The following is a 23,826-nucleotide window of genomic DNA, read 5'->3' on the forward strand; positions in this document are numbered from 1 at the left end:
CCGAAGAGAGGGCCAATGACCGATATCGATGTGCGCTTGCGTGAAGATGTCCATCTGTTGGGGGAGTTGCTCGGCGAGACCATTCGCCAGCAGCATGGCGAGGCGTTCCTGCAGAAGATCGAGGATATTCGCCACAGTGCCAAGGCCGACCGCCGCGGCCCGGGCGAGCAATTGAGCTCGACCCTGGCAGACCTTGCCGAGGAAGACCTGCTGCCGGTGGCGCGCGCCTTCAACCAGTTCCTCAACCTGGCCAACATGGCCGAACAGTACCAGCTCATTCGCCGCCGCGATGCCGAGCAGGGGGAGCCCTTCGAGGCGCGGGTGTTGCCGGAGCTGCTGGCGCGGCTCAAGCAAGCCGGGCACAAGGACGATGCGTTGGCCCGTCAGCTGGCCAAGCTCGACATCCAGTTGGTGCTGACCGCGCATCCCACCGAGGTAGCCCGTCGTACGCTGATCCAGAAATACGACGCCATCGCCGGCCAGTTGGCGGTGCAGGATCATCGCGACTTGACGCCCACCGAGCGCGAGCAGGTGCGCGAGCGCCTGCGCCGGTTGATCGCCGAAGCCTGGCACACCGAAGAAATCCGCCGTACCCGTCCAACGCCGGTGGATGAAGCCAAATGGGGCTTCGCGGTCATCGAGCATTCGCTGTGGCAGGCCATTCCCAGCCACCTGCGCAAGGTCGACAAGGCGTTGTTCGAGGCCACCGGCCTGCGCCTGCCGCTGGAGGCCGCGCCCATTCGCTTTGCCTCGTGGATGGGCGGCGACCGCGACGGCAACCCGAACGTCACCGCTGCCGTGACCCGCGAAGTGCTGCTGCTGGCACGCTGGATGGCGGCCGACCTGTTCCTGCGCGATATCGACGCGCTGGCGGCCGAGCTATCCATGCAGCGGGCCAGCGCTGCCCTGCACGAGCGGGTAGGGGACAGCGCCGAACCCTACCGAGCCGTGCTCAAGCAACTGCGCGACCGCTTGCGAGCGACGCGTGCCTGGGCGCACACCGCGTTGACCAGCAACCCGCCGGCTGGCGCCGACGTGCTGGTGGACAACCGCGACCTGATCGCCCCGCTGGAGCTGTGCTACCAGTCGTTGCATGAATGCGGCATGGGCGTCATCGCCGATGGACCCTTGCTCGACACATTGCGCCGTGCGGTGACGTTCGGGCTGTTCCTCGGCCGCCTGGACGTGCGCCAGGACGCCGCCCGGCACCGCGATGCACTCTCTGAGATCACCGATTACCTGGGCCTGGGCAGCTATGGCGACTGGGATGAGGAGCAGCGCATCGCGTTCCTGCAGACCGAGCTGAAGAGCCGCCGGCCACTGCTTCCTGCGCATTTCCAGCCCCAGGCGGACACTGCCGAAGTGCTTGCCACCTGCCGCGAAATCGCGGACGCGCCGGGCGCTTCGCTGGGTTCGTATGTCATCTCGATGGCCGGTGCCGCCTCCGACGTGCTGGCGGTGCAGCTGCTGCTCAAGGAGGCCGGGCTGACCCGGCCCATGCGCGTGGTGCCGCTGTTCGAGACCCTGGCCGACCTGGACAACGCCGGGCCGGTGATGGAGCGCCTGCTCGGCCTGCAGGGCTACCGAGCTGGCCTGCGCGGGCCGCAGGAAGTGATGATCGGTTATTCCGACTCGGCCAAGGACGCCGGCACCACCGCCGCCGCCTGGGCTCAGTACCGTGCCCAGGAGAGCCTGGTGCGCATCTGCCGTGAGCATCAGGTCGAGCTGCTGCTGTTCCATGGCCGCGGCGGCACCGTGGGCCGCGGTGGCGGCCCGGCCCACGCGGCGATCCTGTCGCAGCCGCCGGGGTCGGTGTCGGGGCGTTTTCGCACCACCGAGCAGGGCGAGATGATCCGCTTCAAGTTCGGCTTGCCGGGCATCGCTGAGCAGAATCTCAACCTGTACCTGGCGGCGGTGCTCGAAGCTACCCTGCTGCCCCCACCGCCGCCGCAGCCAGCCTGGCGCGAGCTGATGGACCAGCTGGCGGCCGACGGCCTCAAGGCCTACCGTGGCGTGGTACGGGACAATCCCGACTTCGTCGAGTACTTCCGTCAGTCCACGCCTGAACAGGAACTCGGCCGCCTGCCCCTGGGCAGCCGCCCGGCCAAGCGCCGCGCCGGTGGCATCGAGAGCCTGCGGGCGATCCCGTGGATCTTCGGCTGGACCCAGACCCGCCTGATGCTGCCCGCCTGGCTGGGCTGGGAGACGGCGCTGAGCAACGCCCTGGCGCGCGGCCAGGGCAAGCTGCTGGCGCAGATGCGCGAACAGTGGCCGTTCTTCCGCACCCGCATCGACATGCTGGAGATGGTCCTGGCCAAGGCCGATGCGCAGATCGCCGAGGCCTACGACCAACGTCTGGTGCAACCGGGCTTGCTTCCTTTAGGTGTGCACCTGCGCGACCTATTGTCGCAGTCCTGCCAGGTGGTGCTGGGCCTGACCGGGCAGCCGGTGCTACTGGCGCACAGCCCCGAGACCCGGGAATTCATCAGCCTGCGCAACACCTACCTGGACCCGCTGCACCGCTTGCAGGCCGAGTTGCTGGCGCGCTCGCGCAGCCGCGAAGCCGCTCTGGACAGCCCGTTGGAGCAAGCCTTGCTGGTGACCGTGGCGGGTATCGCGGCGGGCCTGCGCAATACCGGCTGAGGCCATGCCGGGGTGCCCAGGTCTCGGGATGTGCCCGGGGCCAGGGCGAGGGGAAGTGGGTGGTTGCGCCGGGCGCAACCACCCACAACCGAGGTTGCCGATGGCACATTCCTGCAACTTTGTGGCGCTTGTCTGGCTGCCGGGCGCTGTGTATCTTGAGCAGCCTTCTGACCGATTTATGGTCATACCCGATTTTCCGGACTTGGCCCTGATTGCCGAATCCATTGAATTTCATACAAAAATTTGAGGAGCACGAGATGCGCGTAATTCTGCTGGGAGCTCCCGGGGCCGGTAAAGGTACTCAGGCAAAGTTCATCACCGAGAAGTTCGGTATTCCACAGATTTCCACCGGTGACATGCTGCGTGCCGCCGTCAAGGCCGGCACCCCACTGGGCCTGGAACTGAAGAAAGTCATGGATGCTGGCCAGCTGGTCTCCGACGAGCTGATCATCAGCCTGGTCAAGGAGCGCATCGCCCAGCCGGATTGCGTCAATGGCTGCCTGTTCGACGGTTTCCCGCGGACCATCCCGCAGGCTGAAGCCATGGTCGCGGCCGGTGTCGATATCGACGCCGTGGTCGAAATCGCCGTCGACGACGAAGAAATCGTCGGCCGCATGGCTGGTCGCCGCGTGCACCTGGCTTCGGGCCGCACCTACCACATTCAGTACAACCCGCCGAAAGTGGCAGGCAAGGACGATGAGACCGGCGAAGACCTGATCCAGCGCGACGACGACAAGGAAGAGACCGTGCGTCATCGTCTGTCGGTCTACCACAGCCAGACCAAGCCGCTGGTGGACTTCTACCAGAAGCTGTCGGCCGCCAACGCCGGCAAGCCGAAGTACAGCCACATCGAAGGCGTCGGTTCGGTCGAAGCGATCACCGCCAAGGTCATGGCAGCCCTGAGCTGATCCGGCACCGCGCATCACGACGGCCCGCTTGCGGGCCGTTGTCGTTTTGGGGCTGCCGATGCAACCCATCGCCGGCAAGTACTGCACAGCCCTCGAAACCTGTGGGAGCCGGCTTGCCGGCGACAGGGCCGCACAGCGGCCCCTTGACGACACAGCGCCGTACCTCCTCTATACTGCCGCTCTTTTCACTTGCTCCTGGATACCCGTTCGATGACCACCCTGCTGGCCCTGGATACCGCCACCGAAGCCTGTTCCGTCGCGCTGCTGCATGATGGCAAGGTAACCAGCCATTACGAGGTCATCCCGCGCATGCACGCGCAAAAGCTGCTGCCGATGATCAAGCAGTTGCTGGCCGATTCCGGTGTGGCGCTGAACGACCTCGACGCCATCGCCTTCGGCCGTGGCCCGGGTGCCTTCACCGGCGTGCGTATCGCCATCGGCGTGGTGCAGGGCCTGGCCTTCGCCCTCGAACGCCCGGTGCTGCCGGTATCCAACCTGGCTGCGCTGGCCCAGGGTGCGTTGCGCGAGCACGGGGTGCAGCAGGTCGCGGCTGCCATCGATGCGCGCATGGACGAGGTGTACTGGGGTTGCTACAAGGCGGTGGATGGCGAAATGCGCCTGCAAGGCCTGGAAGCGGTGTTGCCTCCGGAGCGCGCAGCATTGCCCGAGGGCAGCGGCGGCGACTGGTACGGCGCGGGTACCGGCTGGGGTTACGCCGAGCGCCTGGCCGTACAAGCCAGTGCCAGCAACCTGGCGGCATTGCCCAATGCCCTGGACATCCTCGAACTCGCTCGCTTCGCCTGGGCACGCGGCGAGGCGATCGCAGCCGACCAGGCGCAACCGGTCTACCTGCGCGATAATGTAGCCACGCCCAAGGCGCGCTGAGTGCAGTTCGTCGGTTATCGCGGTTGTCGATAAAACCTTTGGCGCGAACTGTGGTCCAGTTATCACTCGAGCATTAGCGACGGATTCCTGATGCTGCTAAATTGCCATCACTGGTCCTGAGTGCTCACACCATGCGTATCGACGGTTTTTCATCGCAGTCCTACCCGGTCAAGCGCACCCCGCGCAAGGCAACGGTGCGCGATGAGAGCATCGATGACGCCGAGCTGATCGAAGAGGGCGAGGTCGTTCAGGAACCGGTGACGCGCCGACGCCCCGGTGGCCTGCCGGCCCGCCAGCAAGACAGGGTGTTTCCCCGCGCCTGTGACAGGCGCACCGCCACGGCGCTTGCCAGCTACCTCAGTACCGCAGGTTTTACCGATTGGGACATGGAAGTGGTGGGGCTCGACCTGTACATTTGATGGATGAGTCCATCACCCCTGCCTTATTTCCTTGGTTGTCCGTCCTGGAGCGAAAACGCCTGGCGCGACTACCTGTATCCCGCCGATGCCACCAGCAACCAGATGCTTGGCTACTACAGCCAGGTGTTCAATGCCGTCGAGGGCAACACCACTTTCTACGCCCGTCCTGCCCCTGGCACCCTCGCGCGCTGGGCACAGGTCATGCCGGCGCACTTTCGCTTCACTGCCAAGTTTCCCAGGGATATCAGCCACGAGGGCGACCTGCGTGATCAGCTGGAATCTGCGTTCGATTTCACCCGTCTGATGGCCCCGCTGGGCCAGCGTGTATCGCCGTACTGGCTGCAGTTGCCTGCCCAGTTCGGGCCTGCGCGGTTGGCCGAGCTCGCGTGCTTTCTCGACGAGATCGGCGCGCAGGTGGCAGTGGAAGTGCGCAATCCGGCCTTTTTCGCCAAGGGTGAGGAAGAGCGGGTGCTCAATCGCCTGTTGCACGAGCGTGGCGTGGAGCGCATCTGCCTGGATCCACGTGCCCTGTTCAGTTGCACCGCGCGCGATCCCGCCGTGCTTCATGCCCAATCGAAGAAGCCCAAGGTGCCGCCGCGTCCTGCCGCGTTCAGCCAGCACCCGCAGGTGCGTTTCATCGGCCATCCTGAACTTGAGGCCAACGAAACCTTTCTCACACCCTGGGTGGACAAGGTCGCCGCCTGGATCGAGGAAGGGCGCAGCCCCTATGTGTTCCTGCACACCTCCGACAACCGCCTGGCCGCCGCGCTGGCCCAGCGTTTCCACCAGCGGCTGATGGCGCGCCTGCCAGGCCTTGGCGCTTTGCCGGAATTGCCGCGCGGTCCCGAGGTCGAACAACTGGGACTACTCTGACCATTCCCTGACCAGCCGGAGGTTCTGACCATGGATGTACAAACCCTGCGAGCCGAAGCCTTCAAGGCGCTGCACGAGCGTGAGGGTGCCTTCGTCATCCCCAACCCGTGGGATGCAGGTTCCGCCAAGCTCCTGGCCAGCCTGGGCTTCGAGGCGCTGGCCACGACCAGTGCAGGGCTTGCCTTCAGCCTCGGTCGGCCAGACGCCGAAGGGGCCTTGAGCCTGGACGAGACGCTGGACAACGCCGCATTGATCGTCGATGCAACGGCCTTGCCGGTAACCGCCGACCTGGAAAACGGTTTCGGCGACCTGCCCGAAGACTGTACCCAGACCATCCTGCGGGCGGCCGAGACGGGCCTGGTAGGCGGCTCCATCGAAGATGCCAGTGGCCGCAGCGAAGCGCCCATCTACGACTTCGGCCTGGCTGTGGAGCGCGTGCGTGCCGCCGTGCAGGCCGCGCGCGGCCTGCCATTCCCGTTCACCCTTTGCGCCCGCGCGGAAAACCTGCTGCACGGTCGCATGGACCTGGACGACACCATCCTGCGCCTGCAGGCCTACGCCGAGGCGGGTGCCGATGTGCTGTATGCCCCCGGGCTGCGCAGCGTCGACGAGATTCGCGCGGTGGTGCAGGCCGTGGCGCCGAAGCCGGTGAATGTGCTGATGGGGCTGGCGGGGGTGCCGCTCGGCGTCAACCAGTTGCAGGACCTGGGCGTGCGCCGTATCAGCGTGGGCTCGTCGCTGGCTCGTGCGGCGCTGGGCGCGTTCCAGCGGGCGGCATTGGAAATTCGCGACCAGGGTACGTTCGGTTATGGCGAGCAGGCATTGCCCTTCGCCGAGCTGAACGACCTGTTCCGCCGCTGAGGTGCCGTGCGCGCGCTGGCCTGGCTAGGCCTGCTGCTGCTGGCGGCGGGCGTGGCCTGGTTATCCGGTTGGCGCCTGCCGGGGGCCTGGAACCCTTGGGCAGCGCTGGACGTGCGCCAGCCGCCCAATCTGCTGACGCCCTACAAGCTGGCCCGCTTGCGCAAGGACCCGGGCTTGTGTCGCCAGGCGCTGGAGACCAGTGCCCTGCGCTACAAGGCGCAGGCCGACAGCCCGGCAACGGCCAACTGCCCGCTGCAGAATGCCTGGCGCATCGAGCAAGGGCAGGCGCGCCTGAGCAGCAGTTTCCTCGCCAGTTGCCCGCTGGCAGTGGCTTATGCGTTGTTCGAGGCGCACGGCCTGCAGCCCATCGCGCAGCGGGTCTTCGGCCAGCCGGTGACGCAGGTCGAGCACCTGGGCAGTTTTGCCTGCCGCAATGTCTATCATCGCAAGCAGGGGCGGCTGAGCCAGCACGCCACGGCCAACGCCCTGGATATCAGCGGCTTTCGGCTGCAGGATGGCCAACGGATCGTGCTGGCGCGGGATTGGCAGGCGGGCGGACAGAAGGCGCAGTTCCTGCGTGAGGTCCAGCAGGCGGCATGCGCCAGCTTCAGTACGGTGCTGGGCCCGGACTACAATGCCGCCCACCATGACCACTTTCACCTGGACATGGGGTTGTGGCAGGTCTGCCGCTGACTTCAGGCGTGGACGCGGACGTTGTTCAGCACCACCGGGCGTGCCCAGTGGATGTCGAATTCCAGGTCGTTCTGCTGCCTGGCCATCGTCGGCGCGTCGTAGGGCTCCGGCGCGGGGTCAAGCAGGTCCATGTCGAACTCCGCGATGGGCAAATGCAGCGGGCGCGCAGAAGGTGCAGGGCCAGGCTCGCCAAGGGGCTGGCCCTGGCTCATGACTACCGGGCGCAACCAGGTATTGCTGATGTCGAGCTGACGCTGCTGCTGGATCATCTCGGCGGCACTGAACGGTTCCGGCGCCGGCTCCAGCAAGTGGGCTTCGAGTTCGGCCTTGGGCAGGAACAGCGGCTCGGGTGGTGCGATCAGGGTGTCGTGCACGGGGCAGGCGCGCTGGGATTCGATCAGGGCCAGGGCCTTGGCGCCGCCGATCGGCTCGCCGCTGTCCTTGTCGTACTGCACCAGTGCCTGGCTGACGCTGTCAGGTGCCTGTGCTTGCTGCTCGGCCATGGCGCGGGCAAAGAAATCCTGCCACAGGTGGCTGACGCCCCCCAGTGCCTGGGTATTCTGCCGACCGTAGTTGCCGACAGGCGACAGGTAGGTCAAGCCGACGGGAAGAGTATCTGTCATGGCAGTCGCGCGCGTTGTGCTCTGGCAGAATAGCGGGATATTGCCTGTATCGGCCGCTGCTGCCGATTCATTAAGGGCTTGGTTTGATTTTTCAGGTGTGGACGATGGAAGAGCAAGGCACGGGTATCAGGGTCGAAGCGATGTCGGCTGAGTATGCGCAACAGGCCACGGTATGGGCCGAGCGTCTGGGCCTGCCGCTGCAGGACGATGCCGCCGGTTTCGCCGTGCAGGTGGGCGCCGAAGGCTTGCAGATCCAGCAACTGGGCCCACAGGCGCCCGGGCCGGTACGTGTGGACTTCGTCGAGGGCCAGGCAGCGCACCGGCGCCAGTTTGGTGGTGGCAACGGGCAGATGATCGCCAAGGCCGTGGGCATTTCCCAAGGCATACGACCGCAGGTGCTGGATGCCACGGCAGGGTTGGGCAAGGATGCCTTCGTACTGGCCAGCCTGGGATGCCAGATGACCCTGATCGAACGTCAGCCGCTGATTGCCGCCTTGCTGGAAGACGGCCTGGCGCGGGCCCGGTTGGATGAAGAGGTGGGCCCGATCGTCGGTCGCATGCGCCTGCTCACTGGCAATGCCATCGAGCGCATGCGCAACTGGGAAGGTGAGCCGCCGCAGGTGATCTACCTCGATCCGATGTTCCCGCACCGGGACAAGAGCGCACTGGTGAAGAAAGAAATGCGCGTGTTCAGGCCCCTGGTCGGCGACGACCTGGATGCGCCGGCGTTGCTCGAGGCCGCGCTTGCCCTGGCCAGTCACCGGGTGGTGGTGAAGCGGCCGCGCAAGGCGCCGATCATCGACGGGGCCAAGCCGAGCCATAGCCTGGAAGGCAAGTCGAGCCGGTATGACATCTATCCCAAGAAAGCGCTGAAGGCTTGATCCGGATGCAGTGTTGAAGCGACTGGCCCTATCGCCGTGGCGACGAACCGCGGCGATAGGGCCAGTGAAGCCAGTCAGAAAATCAGGGCCGGAATGCCCGAATGAACACCCCGACCACCTCGCGCACATGCGCCTCGGCTTCGTCTCCTTCAAGCGGTCCCGCACACCCCAGCAACAACCGGTAGTCCGGCGCGCCCTTGACCAGACAGAAAAAGTGTTCGGCCGCCCGCAACGGATTGTCGATGCGCAACAACCCGAGCTCATCCACCCCGCGTAACAGTGCTTCCATCCCCGTCAGCACGCGCTTGGGCCCGGCCTCGTAGAAGAACTCGCCAAAGCTCGGATCCTGGCTGCCCTGGGCCATGATCAAGCGGCTTAGCTTGACCGCTTCGTCACTGCTGATCAGCGCCTGGAAGCCTCGGGCAATGCTCAACAATACCTCTTCAACCGCCGCACCTTCGGGGTACTCGAACATCAGGTCGGGCAGCTGGTTCTGGCAGGTCGCCATGACCGCTGCGCCGAACAGGGTCTGCTTGTCGTTGAAGTGGCTGTAGACCGTGAGCTTCGAAACACCTGCCGCCGCAGCGACCGCATCCATGCTGGTGTTGGCGTAGCCAAGGCTGAGGAACAGCGTCTTGGCGGCTTCGAGGATCGCCTCGCGCTTGGCCAGGTCCTTGGGCCGGCCGGGGCCGTTGGGTGCGTCGTTGGGCATTGGAGTCCGCATCTGGTTGAAGGGGCGCACATCTTACCGGCTAAGTCGGCTTCCGGCTGTAGGCTGCGAGCACCCGTTGATCTTGATTTTCTTTCCGACGTCGGCTTCCCGGCCCCGGTCCCCTGACTTAATATACTCGCCAGTACAAATATTCCGTGCGCTCGTCGCGAAAGGATTCATCATGTTGCGTCATGCCTTGTCTCTCGTTCTGCCTGCCGCTGCTGTGCTGCTCCTCGCGGCCTGCGGACAGGAAACCGCGCCGCCCGCTGCACCGCGCCCGGCCTTGGTGGTCCAGCCGCAGCCGGCCGGAGCCGCTGCCGACAGTTACCCCGGCGAAGTGCGTGCGCGCTTCGAGCCGGAGCTGGCCTTTCGTATTGGCGGCAAGGTCAACAAGCGATTGGTCGAGGAGGGGCAGCGGGTGAAGGCCGAACAGCCGTTGGCCGAGCTCGACCCGCAAGACGTGCGCCTGCAACTGGAAGCCAACCGTGCCCAGATGGCAGCCGCCCAAGCCAACCTGTCGCTGGTGCGCGCCGAGCGTGACCGCTACCAGAAACTGCTCGAGCGGCAGATGGTCAGCCACTCCCAGTATGACAATGCCGAAAATCTCTACCGCGCCGGCCTGGCTCGCCTGAAACAGGCCAAGGCCGAGTTCGACGTGGCCGGCAACCAGGCCGAATACGCCGTGTTGCGCGCACCGCAGGCGGGCGTCATTGCCAAGCGTCAGGTCGAGGTGGGCCAAGTGGTAGCCGCCGGACAAACGGTGTTCACCCTGGCCGCCGACGGCGAGCGCGAGGTTGCCATCGGCCTGCCGGAGCAGCAGTTCGCCCGCTTTGCCGTGGGGCAGCAGGTCAGCGTCGAGCTGTGGTCACACCCCAACCAGCGATTCGAAGGGCGTATCCGTGAGCTGTCGCCTGCTGCCGACCCGCGTTCGCGCACCTTCGCCGCGCGCATCGCCTTCACGTCGGCCAAGGTCCCGGCAGAACTGGGCCAGAGTGCGCGGGTGTTCATCGCCCATGACGGGACGATCCCGCTGTCGGTGCCCTTGTCGGCGGTGACTGCAGAAAATGGCCAGGCCTATGTATGGCGGGTCAACCAGGACAGCCGCCTGGAGCGCGCGGTGGTGCGCCTCGGGCCTTACGGAGCGGAAAGCGTGCCGGTGCTCGAGGGCCTCAAACCCGGCGACTGGGTGGTCGCCGCCGGCGGCCATGTACTGCGCGAAGGGCAGCAGGTGCAGCCAGTGGATCGCACCAACCGTGTAGTGAACCTGACGGCCAAGGAGTAAGTCCCGATGGGTTTCAACCTTTCCGCCTGGGCGCTGCGCAATCGCCAGATCGTACTGTTCCTGATGATCCTGCTGGCAGCCATTGGTGCCATGTCCTACACCAAGCTGGGCCAGAGCGAAGACCCGCCGTTCACCTTCAAGGCCATGGTCATCCGCACCCTGTGGCCGGGGGCCACGGCCGAGGAAGTGTCGCGTCAGGTCACCGAACGCATCGAGAAGAAGCTGATGGAAACCGGCGAGTACGAGAAGATCGTTTCGTTCTCCCGGCCGGGTGAGTCCCAGGTCACCTTCATGGCCCGTGACTCGATGCATTCCAAGGACATTCCCGAACTGTGGTACCAGATCCGCAAGAAGGTCGCGGATATCCGCCACACCTTGCCGCCGGAAATCCAGGGGCCCTTCTTCAACGACGAGTTTGGCACCACCTTCGGCAATATTTATGCACTGACCGGCACCGGCTTCGACTATGCGGTGCTCAAGGATTACGCCGACCGCATCCAGATCCAGCTGCAACGGGTCAAGGATGTGGGCAAGGTCGAGCTGGTCGGCTTGCAGGACGAGAAGATCTGGATCGAGCTGTCCAACCTCAAGCTGGCCACACTCGGCGTGCCGCTGGAGTCTGTGCAGCAGGCGCTGCGTGACCAGAATGCCGTGAGCGCCGCCAGCTTCTTCGAGACGCCCAGCGAGCGCCTGCAGTTGCGGGTCAGCGGGCGTTTTGACAGTGTCGAGCAGATTCGCCAGTTCCCTATTCGAGTCGGTGATCGCACTTTCCGCATCGGTGATGTCGCCGAGGTGCACCGCGGCTTCAACGACCCGCCCGCGCCGCGCATGCGCTTCATGGGCGAAGATGCCATTGGTCTGGCCGTTTCGATGAAGGAGGGTGGCGACATCCTGGTGCTTGGCAAGGCCCTGGAGGGCGAATTCGAGCGTCTGGCGCGCAACCTGCCGGCCGGCATGGAACTGCGCAAGGTCTCGGACCAGCCAGCTGCGGTCAAGGCCAGCGTCGGCGAGTTCGTCCAGGTGCTGGTCGAAGCGCTGATCATCGTGCTGCTGGTGAGCTTCTTCTCGCTCGGGCTGCGCACTGGCCTGGTGGTGGCATTGGCCATCCCCCTGGTACTGGCCATGACTTTCGCCGCCATGCACTACTTCGGCATCGGCCTGCACAAGATTTCGCTCGGGGCGCTGGTGCTGGCCCTGGGCCTGCTGGTGGACGACGCGATCATTGCCGTGGAAATGATGGCGATCAAGATGGAGCAGGGCTTCGATCGGCTCAAGGCGGCCAGCTACGCCTGGACCAGCACGGCCTTCCCGATGCTCACCGGTACGCTGATCACCGCTGCCGGCTTCCTGCCGATTGCCACCGCTGCATCGAGCACCGGTGAATACACCCGCTCGATCTTCCAGGTGGTGACCATCGCGCTGCTGACCTCGTGGGTGGCGGCCGTGGTCTTCGTGCCCTACCTGGGGGAACGCCTGCTACCGGACCTGGCCAAATTGCATGCGGCACGCCACGGCAAGGATGGGCGAGCGCCAGACCCGTATGGCACGCCGTTCTACCAACGCGTGCGGCGAGTGGTGGAGTGGTGCGTGCGGCGGCGCAAGACGGTCATCCTGCTGACCATCGCAGCCTTCGTCGGCAGTATCCTGCTGTTCCGTTTCGTGCCCCAGCAATTCTTCCCGGCCTCCGCGCGCCCAGAGCTGATGGTCGACCTCAAGCTCGCTGAAGGCGCTTCGCTGGCCAATACCGCCGAGCGGGTCAAGCAACTGGAAGCGTTGCTCAAGCAGCAGGACGGTATCGACAACTACGTGGCTTATGTCGGTACGGGTTCGCCACGTTTCTACCTGCCGCTGGACCAACAGCTCCCAGCCGCCAGCTTCGCCCAGTTCGTGGTGCTGGCGAAATCGATGGAAGACCGCGAACGCCTGCGCAGTTGGCTGATCGCCACGATGGACCAGCAGTTCCCTGACCTGCGCGCCCGCGTCACTCGGCTGGAGAACGGCCCGCCCGTGGGATATCCGGTGCAGTTCCGGGTCACCGGCGAGCACATCGAGAAGGCCCGTGCACTGGCCCGCGAAGTGGCGGACAAGGTGCGCGAGAACCCGCATGTGGTCAACGTTCACCTGGACTGGGAAGAGCCGAGCAAGGCGGTGTTTCTGGAGATCGACCAGGACCGCGCGCGCGCCCTTGGCGTCAGCACCGCGCAGCTGTCCACGTTCCTGCAGAGCTCGCTGACCGGTACCACGGTCAGCCAGTACCGCGAGGACAACGAGCTGATCGAGATCCTCCTGCGCGGCACTCAGCAAGAGCGTAGCGAACTCGGCAACCTGGGCAGCCTGGCGCTGCCCACCGACAACGGCCAGAGCGTGGCGCTGTCGCAGGTGGCGACGTTGGAGTACGGCTTCGAGGAAGGCATCATCTGGCACCGCAACCGCTTGCCGACGGTGACCGTGCGCGCCGATATCTACGACAAGGAGCAGCCGGCGACCCTGGTCAGGCAGATTGCGCCGACCTTGCAGGCGATCAAGGACAAGCTGCCCGACGGTTACCTGCTGGAGGTCGGCGGTACGGTCGAGGACGCCGAGCGCGGGCAGCGCTCGGTGAACGCCGGCATGCCGTTGTTCATCGTGGTGGTGCTCAGCCTGCTGATGATTCAGCTGCGCAGCTTCTCGCGCACGGTGATGGTGTTTCTCACCGCACCCTTGGGCTTGATTGGCGTGACCCTGTTCCTGCTGGTGTTCCGCCAGCCGTTCGGCTTCGTCGCCATGCTCGGCACCATCGCCCTGGCGGGGATGATCATGCGCAACTCGGTGATCCTGGTGGACCAGATCGAACAGGACATCGCCTCCGGGCTGGACCGCTGGCAGGCGATCATCGAGGCCACGGTGCGACGCTTCCGGCCGATCGTGCTGACGGCGCTGGCGGCGGTGCTGGCGATGATTCCGTTGTCGAGAAGTGTGTTCTACGGGCCGATGGCGGTGGCGATCATGGGGGGATTGATTGTCGCTACCGTGCTGACGTTGCTGTTCCTGCCGGCGTTGTATGCGGCGTGGTTCAGGGTCAGGAAGGGCTGAAGATTGCAGGGGAGGGCGTTGCCCTCCCATCGCCGGCAAGCCGGCTCCCACAGGTTCGACACAGCTGTTGAAAACTGTGCTGTACCTATGGGAGCCGGCTTGTCGTGGCGACGAACCGCGGCGATGGGCTGCAAAGCAGCCCCCCTTTGGCCATCAAAGCGCGCCAAACACCTTCTTGGCCAGGCTGGTAGCTGCCTGTGCCGGGTTCTGGCGAATGCTCTGTTCCTGCTTGCCAATCATTTCGAACAACCCGTCCAGCGCCTTCTCGGTCACGTAGTTCTCGATATTGGCATCCGTCTTGATCAGCCCCAGGCCCTTGGCCTGGCCTGCGAAGCTGTTGTACTGCTGGGCCAGGCCGACCTTGTCGGTGGCTTGCTTGACGATGGGCAGGAACTTGGCGCGGATCTGCTCGCGGCTGCTCTTGTTCAGGTACTGGGTAGCCGAATCGTCGCCGCCGCTGAGAATGCCCTTGGCATCGGTCACGCTCATGTTCTTCACCGCATCGACAAGGATTGCCTGGGCCTGCGGCACTGCAGCTTCGGCGGCCTTGTTCATGCTGGCTTCCAGGGCCTCGACCTGGTCACCTTTGCCGAACATCTTCATGGCCTTGGCGGCCTTGCCGAGGTTGCCTGGCAGTTCGATGCGAACGTCCGGGTTGTTGCTGAAGCCGCCCGGGGTGCTCAGTTGCTTGACCGCCAGCTGGGCGCCTTGGGTGAGGGCGTCCTTCAGGCCGCCGGTGGCATCCTTCTGGCTCAGGTCGCCCAGCGACAGGGCCAGGGCACTGGCCGACAACAGCAAGCCGGCGCACAGCGTGGTGAAGCGCAGGGAAGAGCGAATCATGGGGCATTCCTTCTGAACGAGAACAAAAGCGCGTCAGCGCACCGGATCGACCTTGATCCGCACCGGCTGTGGGTCGCTGCCGTCGAGCTTGACGCCGTGGTGCTCGGTATTGATGAACAGCAGCTTGCCGTCCAGTTCGATGCGGGCGCTGACCGCGTAGCGGTGGCCGGGCTTGATCTGGGCGGGGTCATAGCTGAGGTGGAAGGGCAATGGCACGTTGCCCCTGATCGGGCCGGCCTGGCTGGCCAGGGTCACAGCCGGGGCGTCCATCAGCGAAACATCTTGCAGGCTGACACTCAAGGTAGCCGCAGGTGGCAAGGCGATGCGCTGCAGGTAGAAGACTTCACCGTCCAGGCTGGCCTGGGTCGATGGGGTGTTGCTGGTACAGGCTGCGAGCAGGGATGCGCAACACAGCATAAAGAGCTTTTTCATGGAATCTCCGGTGTCCTTGGGGCCGGCTTTTGGCCAACCCCGGGGACTTTAGCGGATTTTCCACAATCAATCAGCGATCAGTGGGGGTATCGATCCAGGTACCACCGTGTATGCCATCGCTCATCGAGTCGATCTTGTCGACGATGACCCGGACCTTGCCCTTGACCTTGTCGAGTTCGACTTCATGGGCGCGTGTGTTGATGTACCGCAGTTGGCCATCCTGTTCGATACGAACCGCCACCGCGTAGGTGTGGCGAGGGTCGATCTGCAGGCTGTCATAGTTCAGGCGCAGGTTGATCGGCATCGTGCCCCCGCAGCGCAAGCGCAATTGGGCATTGCAGATGGCGGACGCATCGGCCCGTGACACATCGTCCAGGCTCACTTGCACGAGGGCGGAAGGCGGTAGCGTGCCGTCACTCGAGGCCACGATCTCGATACTCAGCGATTGGATGGAAGCGTCGCTCATGTCTGTACTCCGAATGGGATTGGGGGACAAGCCACCCATCCTCGTCCCATCGGCATAACCGGAAGCAGCGAGAAGCCTTACCCGATGACCGCCTCCGTAGCCTCATCACGGTGCAGCGCGACTTGTCGGATCGACAACCGCAGCTCGGCCGACAGTACGCGCTTGGCCACGCCCTCGGCCAGTTCGCCGAGCTTTTCGCTGTAGCCAAGCTTGCCGTCAGCGCCTGGGTGCAGCACGCCTTGCCTGATCGAGGTCTGGATGAAGTGCCGGAACAGGGTCTTGTCGAAGAATTCCGGGGCGTTCAGGCCATGCAGGATGGACAGGCGCTGGGCCATCATCACACAGAGGTCTTCCAGTTCTTCGGCGCTGAGGCTGTTCTGGCCGCTGTTGAGCAACAGCGAGGTGGCCATGTAGAAGCGCTGCAAGGTCTGGGTGATGGTGCGGGCGAGCAGGGTCAGCAGGACGAACTGGCGCGAGCTGGGGGCGGGGCGAATGTACACCTCGCCCTCCAGGCGCAGCAGGCCTTGCTCGACCAGCGCAGCCAGCCACTGGTCGATCACTTCGTCCAGTTGCGCAGGCTCCCAGCGCAGGAACAGTTCGGCTTGCAGGTACGGGTACAGCGCGTGCACGTACTGGCCGAGCAGTTCGCGGCTCATCCGCGAGCTGCTGTGGAAGAAGCTCGCCAGCAACGCCGGCAGGGCAAAGATGTGCAGGACGTTGTTGCGGTAATAGGTCATCAGCACCGCGTTGGCTTCGTCCAGGTACAGGATGCGGCCCAGGGCGTCTTTCTGCTCGGCCAGCAGGTCCATGCCCCTGACGTGCTCGATCAGGGCCTTGCCGTCGCCTTCGGGCAGGGTGGTGTGGGCGGAATACGGCACTTTGCGCAACAGCGCCAGGTACAGGTCGAGCACGCGGGTCAGGGCCTGTTCGTCCAGGGCCAGGCGGCTGGTGGACAGCAAGGCCAGGGCCACCAGGTTGACCGGGTTGATCGCCGCCGCCTCGTTCAGGTGGCGGGCCACGGTGTCGCCCAGGCGTGTGGTGGCTTCGTTGAGCCAGGCCGGGCGGAACTGCGGGCCGTGTTCCTGCTGGCGCCAGCCGGGTTGCTGCTGGTCGAGGAAACCGGCCAGGCGAATGGGCTCGCCGAAGTTGACGTAGACCTGGCCGAAACGCTGCTTCAGCGCGCCGACGACCTTGAAGATGTCGAAGATCGATTCCTTCTTCTTGCTCGCCCCACGCAGTTCGCCCAGGTAGGTGCGGCCTTCGAGCACCCGTTCGTAGCCGATGTACACGGGGACGAAGACGATCGGCGTGCGCGACGAGCGCAGGAAGCTGCGCAAGGTGATCGCCAGCATCCCGGTGCGCGGCTGCAGCATGCGCCCGGTGCGCGAGCGCCCGCCTTCGACGAAGTACTCCACCGGAAAGCCCTTGCTGAACAGGGTGTGCAGGTATTCGTTGAACACGGCGGTGTACAGCGGGTTGCCCTTGAACGTGCGGCGCATGAAGAAGGCGCCGCCACGGCGCAGCAGGCCGCCGATCCCCGGCATGTTGAGGTTGATGCCGGCGGCGACGTGCGGTGGCGTCAGGCCATTGCGGAACAGCAGGTAGGACAGCAGCAAATAGTCGATATGGCTGCGGTGGCACGGCACGTAGATCACTTCGTGACCCGGGGCGATGCCTTGCACCTGTTCGATGTGGTTGACCTTGATGCCGTCGTAGATCTTGTTCCAGAACCAGCTCAACACCACCTCGAGGAAACGGATCGCGGTGTAGGTGTAGTCCGAGGCGATCTCGTTGCCATAGCGCAGCGCCTGGGCCTCTGCCTTGGCCTGGGGGATGTTTTCGCGCTGCACTTCTTCGGCAATGGCCTGACGGACCAGCGGGGCGTGCACCAGGCCTTTGACCAGGTTGCGCCGGTGCGAAATGTCCGGGCCTATCACCGCGGTCTTGAGGTTGCGGAAATGCACGCGCATCAGGCGCTGGGCCATGCGCACGGTGCGTTCATGCCCCTTGTTGTGCTGCACCAGTTCGCGCACGTGGATGGGCGCGGAGAATTGCACACGGGTCTTGCGCCCCAGGATAAGGATGGTCAGCAGCCGGCGCAGGCGCCCTGTAACGGCCCAGCTGTCGGCGAACAGCAGCTTCCAGGGGCTGGATTCGCTCGCTGGGGTCTGCCCCCAGAACACGCTGACCGGAATGATCTGCGCATCCTCCTCGGGGTGCTGGTTCACGGCGGCGACCACGCGCTCCAGCGTGGGCGGAGCGCCCCGCTTGTCGTGGCGGCCCAGCCAGTCCGGGTCCGGCGTCAGGTAGAAGAACCCGGCGGGTTCGTGCAACTGGCCCACGGCCACCGGTAGAACCGGGCGCGGCAGCCCGGCCTTGGTGCACTCGTGGTCGAGCACTGCCAGGTCGCTCAGCGATGGCGACGGCAGGGCATAGAACACCGGCCGGCTGCGGTCGAGGTTGAGGCTCATGGACGACTGGTTGATGGTCTCGGAGCGCACCCACAGGTACAACAGGCGACGCAAGGCGCCGAAGATCAGGCGGCGCAGGGGGGAACGGGTCATGGGGTTGTGCCCTGGGTGTGATGACAGAGGATAATTTAGCCGCGAATGCAGCCGAATAGTCTGCCGGATCTGCGCAAGTTCAGCAAAATCCTGCAAGCGGCGCCGCAGTCATAAAAATTATTTCATCCATGACATATACTCGGCCTGCCACTTGCAGGATATTTCAGCAAGCGGCGTCGGCACGTGGTAGGTACCCCGTGCCTGCAAGGCGATCTTCACAATAAAAATCCGGAGTAGTTCAGATGTCGTCTCGTGAGACTGGGAATGTAAAGTGGTTCAACGATGCCAAGGGCTATGGCTTCATTCAGCGCGAGGGTGGTGCGGATGTGTTCGTCCACTATCGGGCGATCCGCGGTGAGGGGCATCGTACCCTGGTCGAAGGGCAGCGGGTGGAATACGCCTGCGTGCAGGGCCAGAAAGGCCTGCAAGCCGAGGACGTAGTCGGGCTCTGAGCCTCAAGCTACAAGCTTCGAGCTGCAAGTTGACCGTGTAACTTGCAGCTTGATGCGAACCCTCTTGACGCTTGTAGCTCAAAGCTTGCAGCTCATGAGGTGCGCCAGGTGATTTCCTCTTCACCGTCGGCGCTGATGCGGATCCAGCGATCGGCATCCTCTTCTCCGTCTTCCTCGACCCAGCCACCCGGTGCGCAGCGCACTTCCACGCCAAGCGCGGCGAACGCGGCACGGGCGCAGGCAATGTCATCGGCCCAGGGCGTCTGGTCGCTTTCCAGGTACAGGCTGTTCCATTTCCCTACAGCCTTGGGTAACCAAGTGACCGGAATGTTACCGGCTCGGCATTTGAAGGTCTGGCCTTTCTGCTGCCATTCGCTGCACGGGCCGATCGCCTCGGCCAGCCACCTGGCAATCTGCTGGTGGTCGACGTCGGTGTCCTTCAGGTAGATCTCGATATCAGGTTGGCGCATAAGGGCTCCGGGTATGCTCAGTCTTGGCGCACGAAATAGTCATAACGCATGGAAACCGTGACCTCGAACGGCTCGGGCTGGTCGATCACCTGCGCACGCCGCTCGGCGCTGGCGCGCCAGCCGTGCGGGGTCATCGCCAGCAGGTCGGCGCGGGCCTTGGGCTCGGCCAGGCTCAGGCGGAACTCGAGGGTTTCGCTGTGGGCGTGGGCCATGCCTGGCGGCACCAGGGCCAGGTGCTTGTCGTCGGCGTAGGGGCGTACTTCATCGTAGAGCACCTCGCGCAGCTCCATCAGGTGGCCGCTGGTCGGGCCAACCCGCATCAGGCCGCCGCCGGGGCTGAGCAGGCGCTTGGCCTCGGCCCAGTCGAGCGGGCTGAACACGCTGGCGATGAACTGGCAGCTGGCGTCGGCCAGCGGCACGCGTGCCATGCTGGCGACCATCCAGGTCACGCCAGGGTCGCGGCGGCAGGCGCGTTTGACCGCTTCGCGGGAGATGTCCAGGGCATAGCCCTCGGCCTGGGGCAGCGCCTTGGCCAGTTGCGCGGTGTAGTAGCCCTCGCCGCAGCCGATGTCGAGCCAGGCGCCGGGCTTGCGCTCGGCAGCCAGTTCCGCCAGGCGGCGAGCCACGGGCGCATAGTGGCCGGCGTCGAGGAAGTCCCGGCGCGCCTCGACCATGGCCTGGTTGTCGCCTGGGTCACGGCTGTTCTTGTGCTGCACCGGCAACAGGTTCAGGTAACCCTGGCGTGCGCGGTCGAAGCGGTGGCCGGCGGGGCACACGGCCCCGTTGTCGAGGCGCGTGAGGGCGGCCTGGCAGATTGGGCAGGCGAGCATCAGGCGAGCAACCGCACCAGGGTCTGGTAGTAGATCTCGGTCAGCAAGTCGAGATCGCTGGCCAGGATTCGCTCGTCGACCTGGTGAATGGTGGCATTGACCGGGCCCAGCTCGACCACCTGAGTACCCATGGTGGCGATGAAGCGGCCATCGGAGGTGCCGCCACTGGTGGACGGCTGGGTGTCGCGGCCGGTGACGCCCTTGATGCTGGCCGCCACCGCGTCGAGCAGTTCGCCCGGCTCGGTGAGGAAGGGCAGGCCCGACAGCGCCCAGTCGATCGACCAGTCCAGCTCATGTTTGTCGAGGATCGCCGAAACCCGTGCCTGCAAGCCTTCGACGGTCGACTCGGTGGAGAAACGGAAGTTGAACAGCGCGCTCAGCTCGCCCGGGACCACGTTGGTGGCACCAGTACCCGAATTGAGGTTGGAGATCTGGAAACTGGTCGGCGGGAAGAACGCATTGCCTTCGTCCCAATGCTCGGCAGCCAGTTCCGCCAGCGCGGGTGCGGCCAGGTGAATCGGGTTGCGCGCCAGGTGCGGGTAGGCCACGTGGCCCTGCTTGCCGCGCACGGTCAGCTTGGCGCCGAGCGAGCCACGGCGGCCGTTCTTGACCACGTCGCCGAGCAGGGTGGTGCTGGACGGTTCGCCGACGATGCACCAGTCCAGGCGTTCGTTGCGTGCCTTCAGGCGCTCGACCACGGCTTTGGTGCCGTGGTGTGCGGGACCTTCTTCGTCGCTGGTGATCAGGAAGGTGACCTTGCCGCGGTGGTCGGGGTAGTCGCGCACGAAGCGCTCGCTGGCGACCACCATCGACGCCAGGCTGCCTTTCATGTCCGCGGCGCCGCGGCCGCAGAGCATGCCGTCGGCATCGATCAACGCCGCGAAGGGTTCATGTTGCCACTGCTGCACCGGGCCTGTGGGTACCACGTCGGTGTGGCCGGCGAAGCACAGCACCGGGCCGTCGTGGGTACCGTGGCTGGCCCAGAAGTTGTCGACGTCCTCGATGCGCATCGGTTCGAGCTGGAAGCCCGCGGCGCCCAGGCGATTCATCATCTGCGCCTGGCAGTCGGCGTCGACGGGGGTGACCGAAGGGCGACGGATCAGGTCGCAGGCCAGTTGAAGGGTGGGCGAGAGCTCGGCAGGGGCCGTCATGGGGGACTCCGGGGCAAGGTAAGGCGGGGAAACGAGGGGCGTTATCTTATATCAAAACTGGAGCGTCGGCACGGGCTAAGGGGCCGCTGCGCGCCCCGATCGCCGGCAGCCCCGTCCATTTCAAGCCTCCTGCGGTTCTGCCACCTTGTCCGCAGGCTTGGGCAGCGACGACAACAGCGCCATCACCAATGCCGCCAGGTACGGCAACGACTGCACCAGCAGCATCGCCACCCAGAAGCGCATGTCCGAACTCGGCAGCCCTTGCACCAGGCAGATGCCAGCAGCGGCGCCCCACAGCAGCAGCATGATGAACAGCTCTTCGCGCGCTTCGGAAATCGCCACCAGCACACCGTGGCTGTCGGCATGCTTGGGCGTGCGGATGAACGGCATGCTGCTGGTGAAGAACCCGTAGAGCACCGCCTTGGCAATGGTGTGCGACAAGGCCAGCCCGGCCAGCGCCGCGGCGAAGGCGTCCTTGAGGTTGACCCCCACCGCACGGCGGTACAGGAAGATGATCTTGCCTACCTTGAAGAAGAACAGCGCCAGGGGCGGAATGGCGAAGATCATCAGTGGCGGGTCGACCCGGTGCGGCACGATGATCATCGCCGCCGACCACAACAACGCGCCTACGGTGAAGAAGATGTTCATGCCGTCGGCGATCCATGGCAACCAGCCCGCCAGGAAGTGGTAGCGCTGGCCGCGGGTCAGCTCGCTGCCCTTGCCGCGCAGCAAGGCGGCAGCGTGGTGCTTGATGATCTGGATGGCGCCGTAGGCCCAGCGGAAGCGCTGCTTCTTGAAGTCGATGAAGGTGTCGGGCATCAGGCCCTGGCCATAGCTGTTGTGGGCATAGGCCGCCGACAGGCCTTTCTCGAAGACCCGCAGCCCCAGTTCGGCATCTTCGCAGATGCACCATTCGGCCCAGCCCAGTTCCTCGAGTACGCTGCGCCGGGTCATGGTCATGGTGCCATGCTGGATGATCGCGTCGCGGTCGTTGCGGGTGACCATGCCGATATGGAAGAAGCCCTTGTACTCGCTGTAGCACAGCTTCTTGAAGGCGCTTTCGTGCTGGTCGCGGTAGTCCTGCGGCGATTGCACCACGGCGATCTTCGGGTCGGCGAAGTGCGGCACCATGTGCTTGAGCCAGTTACGGTCGACGCAGTAGTCCGAGTCGATCACGGCGATGACTTCGGCATCCTTGGCCGTGTGCGGGATCAGGTAGTTCAGTGCGCCGCCCTTGAAGCCGGCCAAGGGCGAGACATGGAAGAACTTGAAGCGCTCGCCGAGCGTTTCGCAGTGGGCCTTGAGCGGCTCCCACACGGCAGGGTCCTTGGTGTTGTTGTCGATCACCAGGACTTCGTAATCCGGGTAATCGAGCGCGGCCAGGGCGTCCAGGGTCTGTTTGACCATCTCGGGCGGTTCGTTGTAGCACGGCACATGCACCGAGACTTTCGGCCGGTAGGCGCTGTCGCTCTGCACTGGCAGGAACTCCCGGCGGCGTTTGTGGATCCACACTGCTTCGGCCAGTTCGTGGGCCTCGGTCATCAACACGATGAACACGCCCAGCGCACCCAATGCCAGCAACACCCCGACGGTGAGGCTGAACCAGGTGCTGTACTGCTGGCTGTAGTCGTAGCCGATCCACACCAGCACCGAACCACACAGGAAGGTGATGAACGTCAGGAAGGTTCGGCCGCGCTGGCGCAAGGACGAGCCATCGATCAGCAGCACGGTCAGGGCGATCATCGCCAGCACCACCGAGGCGACCGCCAGTGCACGCCATTGTGGGATCGCTACCACCGGCCCCTCGAAGTTGAACTTCTGCTGGCGTTCGGCGTTGAACACCCCCCAGTAGGCCCCCACCGAGCCTTCGTCACTGGCTTTCCAGGGTTGGTCGTAGGCTTCGATGACGAAGTAGTTGTAGCCACGGCGGTTGAGGGTGTTGACCAACGTGCGCAGGTAGATGGCCTGGTCGGCCTGGGTCGCGTCGGCACCGCCGCGCATGCGGCCATTGCTCGGCCATCCGACTTCCGAAAGCAGCAAGGGCTTGCGCGGGAACTGCTGCTTGAGCTCGCGGGCGCGGTCGAGGACGAACGCTACCGAGTCCTGCATCGGCACGAACTCCCAGTAGGGCAGGATGTGCGCGGCGATCAGGTCGACGTGCTTGGCCAGCTCCGGGTGTTCCTTCCAGATATGCCACTGTTCGCTGGTGGTGACCGGCACCTTGACTGCGGCACGCACCCGGTCCAGGTACTGGATCAGAGCTTCGGGGGTAACCTCTTCGCGGAACAGGGCTTCGTTGCCCACTACCACGCGCACCACGCTGCGCGAGGTATTGGCCAGTTGGATGGCTGTGGCGATCTCGCGCTCGTTGCGTTCCAGGTCGGGGCTGATCCAGATGCCCAGGGTCACCCGCAAGCCGAACTCCTCGGCCAGCCGCGGAATGTCGGCCTGGGAGCCTTCGACGGTATAGATGCGGATGCTGTCGGTCAGCTTGTTCATCTGCTCCAGGTCCTGGCGCATCTCGTCGTCGCTGGGGTACTGGCCCTTTTGCGGGCTTTCCCCGAGGCGGAATGGCGAGTATGAGAAGCCGGAGATCTGTTCTGGCCAGGCAGGCGCGGACACTGGGCGATTGACCAGCGCCCAGAACCCGGTGAACAACGCGGCGATGGCCAGCACCACAACCAGGTTGAGGCCGAATTTGCGTGAAGACATTGTGATCCAATTCTGTCCAAGTGTTAGGACATTAGAGCAGCAACTGTAGGATTTTTC

The 23,826-nt window shown here is 64.8% G+C and carries 21 protein-coding genes; 11 read left to right on the forward strand and 10 right to left on the reverse strand.

Annotated elements, in window-relative coordinates:
* The first annotated feature begins 15 nt into the window (after positions 1-15).
* From ppc to PPL01S_RS02230, 7 genes are all read left to right on the forward strand, one after another.
* Entirely contained in the window at positions 16-2,643 is a 2,628-nt protein-coding gene (gene ppc / locus PPL01S_RS02200; protein WP_028625222.1) for a phosphoenolpyruvate carboxylase, read from the forward strand.
* A gap of 257 nt (positions 2,644-2,900) precedes the next feature.
* Positions 2,901-3,551, forward strand: coding sequence for an adenylate kinase (adk, locus tag PPL01S_RS02205; protein WP_016392339.1), 651 nt, complete (start codon positions 2,901-2,903; stop codon positions 3,549-3,551).
* A gap of 210 nt (positions 3,552-3,761) precedes the next feature.
* Positions 3,762-4,436 carry a tRNA (adenosine(37)-N6)-threonylcarbamoyltransferase complex dimerization subunit type 1 TsaB gene (tsaB, locus tag PPL01S_RS02210; RefSeq protein ID WP_028625223.1) on the forward strand — a complete coding sequence of 225 codons (675 nt, stop codon included), beginning with the start codon at positions 3,762-3,764 and terminating at the stop codon, positions 4,434-4,436.
* A 131-nt stretch (positions 4,437-4,567) separates the two neighbouring features.
* Positions 4,568-4,855, forward strand: coding sequence for a hypothetical protein (locus PPL01S_RS02215; RefSeq protein ID WP_016392337.1), 288 nt, complete (start codon positions 4,568-4,570; stop codon positions 4,853-4,855).
* A 3-nt stretch (positions 4,856-4,858) separates the two neighbouring features.
* The gene (locus tag PPL01S_RS02220) at positions 4,859-5,728 is read left to right on the forward strand and encodes a DUF72 domain-containing protein (protein ID WP_016392336.1); all 870 of its coding nucleotides are present in this window, start codon (positions 4,859-4,861) and stop codon (positions 5,726-5,728) included.
* Between the two features lie 30 nt (positions 5,729-5,758).
* A complete protein-coding gene (locus PPL01S_RS02225; protein WP_016392335.1) occupies positions 5,759-6,589 on the forward strand; it encodes an isocitrate lyase/PEP mutase family protein in 831 nt (276 codons plus the stop codon).
* Positions 6,590-6,595: 6 nt separating this feature from the next.
* Complete coding sequence (locus PPL01S_RS02230) at positions 6,596-7,282, forward strand: extensin-like domain-containing protein (RefSeq protein ID WP_028625224.1); 687 nt, start codon at positions 6,596-6,598, stop codon at positions 7,280-7,282.
* 2 nt (positions 7,283-7,284) lie between these two features.
* On the opposite strand, the gene PPL01S_RS02235 is transcribed toward PPL01S_RS02230, so the two are convergent.
* Positions 7,285-7,905: a hypothetical protein gene (locus PPL01S_RS02235; protein WP_028625225.1), complete on the reverse strand. Its 621-nt coding sequence runs from the start codon at positions 7,903-7,905 to the stop codon at positions 7,285-7,287.
* A gap of 104 nt (positions 7,906-8,009) precedes the next feature.
* On the opposite strand from PPL01S_RS02235, the gene PPL01S_RS02240 reads away from it, so the two are divergent.
* Positions 8,010-8,786 carry a class I SAM-dependent methyltransferase gene (locus PPL01S_RS02240; RefSeq protein WP_016392332.1) on the forward strand — a complete coding sequence of 259 codons (777 nt, stop codon included), beginning with the start codon at positions 8,010-8,012 and terminating at the stop codon, positions 8,784-8,786.
* Between the two features lie 82 nt (positions 8,787-8,868).
* Here PPL01S_RS02240 and PPL01S_RS02245 read toward each other — a convergent pair whose 3' ends face one another.
* Positions 8,869-9,510 carry a TetR/AcrR family transcriptional regulator gene (locus tag PPL01S_RS02245; RefSeq protein WP_016392331.1) on the reverse strand — a complete coding sequence of 214 codons (642 nt, stop codon included), beginning with the start codon at positions 9,508-9,510 and terminating at the stop codon, positions 8,869-8,871.
* Between the two features lie 169 nt (positions 9,511-9,679).
* Between PPL01S_RS02245 and PPL01S_RS02250 the strand changes: the two genes are divergently transcribed.
* Together PPL01S_RS02250 and PPL01S_RS02255 are read left to right on the forward strand one after the other, a co-directional pair.
* On the forward strand, positions 9,680-10,780 hold the full coding sequence (locus PPL01S_RS02250; RefSeq protein ID WP_028625226.1) for an efflux RND transporter periplasmic adaptor subunit: 1,101 nt from the start codon (positions 9,680-9,682) through the stop codon (positions 10,778-10,780).
* Positions 10,781-10,786: 6 nt separating this feature from the next.
* Positions 10,787-13,852 (forward strand): efflux RND transporter permease subunit, encoded by a 3,066-nt coding sequence (locus tag PPL01S_RS02255; RefSeq protein ID WP_028625227.1) that lies wholly within the window; start codon positions 10,787-10,789, stop codon positions 13,850-13,852.
* A 153-nt stretch (positions 13,853-14,005) separates the two neighbouring features.
* Here the strand turns inward: PPL01S_RS02255 and PPL01S_RS02260 are convergent, their stop codons facing one another.
* The 4 genes from PPL01S_RS02260 to plsB form a co-directional block, all read right to left on the reverse strand.
* The gene (locus PPL01S_RS02260) at positions 14,006-14,692 is read right to left on the reverse strand and encodes a DUF4197 domain-containing protein (RefSeq protein ID WP_016392328.1); all 687 of its coding nucleotides are present in this window, start codon (positions 14,690-14,692) and stop codon (positions 14,006-14,008) included.
* A gap of 33 nt (positions 14,693-14,725) precedes the next feature.
* Positions 14,726-15,124: a YbaY family lipoprotein gene (locus PPL01S_RS02265; protein WP_016392327.1), complete on the reverse strand. Its 399-nt coding sequence runs from the start codon at positions 15,122-15,124 to the stop codon at positions 14,726-14,728.
* 70 nt (positions 15,125-15,194) lie between these two features.
* On the reverse strand, positions 15,195-15,590 hold the full coding sequence (locus PPL01S_RS02270; protein WP_016392326.1) for a YbaY family lipoprotein: 396 nt from the start codon (positions 15,588-15,590) through the stop codon (positions 15,195-15,197).
* Positions 15,591-15,667: 77 nt separating this feature from the next.
* Entirely contained in the window at positions 15,668-18,154 is a 2,487-nt protein-coding gene (gene plsB / locus PPL01S_RS02275) for a glycerol-3-phosphate 1-O-acyltransferase PlsB (RefSeq protein ID WP_016392325.1), read from the reverse strand.
* A 242-nt stretch (positions 18,155-18,396) separates the two neighbouring features.
* On the opposite strand from plsB, the gene PPL01S_RS02280 reads away from it, so the two are divergent.
* Positions 18,397-18,606 (forward strand): cold-shock protein, encoded by a 210-nt coding sequence (locus tag PPL01S_RS02280; protein ID WP_003252255.1) that lies wholly within the window; start codon positions 18,397-18,399, stop codon positions 18,604-18,606.
* 92 nt (positions 18,607-18,698) lie between these two features.
* Here PPL01S_RS02280 and PPL01S_RS02285 read toward each other — a convergent pair whose 3' ends face one another.
* The 4 genes from PPL01S_RS02285 to PPL01S_RS02300 all read right to left on the reverse strand — a co-directional run bounded on the left by PPL01S_RS02285 (position 18,699) and on the right by PPL01S_RS02300 (position 23,769).
* The gene (locus PPL01S_RS02285; RefSeq protein ID WP_016392324.1) at positions 18,699-19,076 is read right to left on the reverse strand and encodes a hypothetical protein; all 378 of its coding nucleotides are present in this window, start codon (positions 19,074-19,076) and stop codon (positions 18,699-18,701) included.
* A gap of 17 nt (positions 19,077-19,093) precedes the next feature.
* Positions 19,094-19,906 (reverse strand): putative RNA methyltransferase, encoded by an 813-nt coding sequence (locus PPL01S_RS02290; protein WP_016392323.1) that lies wholly within the window; start codon positions 19,904-19,906, stop codon positions 19,094-19,096.
* On the reverse strand, positions 19,906-21,057 hold the full coding sequence (dapE, locus tag PPL01S_RS02295; RefSeq protein WP_016392322.1) for a succinyl-diaminopimelate desuccinylase: 1,152 nt from the start codon (positions 21,055-21,057) through the stop codon (positions 19,906-19,908). The genes PPL01S_RS02290 and dapE overlap by 1 nt, the downstream gene beginning before the upstream one ends.
* A 120-nt stretch (positions 21,058-21,177) precedes the next feature.
* Positions 21,178-23,769, reverse strand: coding sequence for a glycosyltransferase (locus PPL01S_RS02300; protein WP_028625228.1), 2,592 nt, complete (start codon positions 23,767-23,769; stop codon positions 21,178-21,180).
* Positions 23,770-23,826 lie beyond the last annotated feature (57 nt).

The sequence above is a fragment of the Pseudomonas plecoglossicida NBRC 103162 = DSM 15088 genome, from assembly GCF_000730665.1.
Taxonomy (GTDB): Bacteria; Pseudomonadota; Gammaproteobacteria; order Pseudomonadales; family Pseudomonadaceae; genus Aquipseudomonas; species Aquipseudomonas plecoglossicida.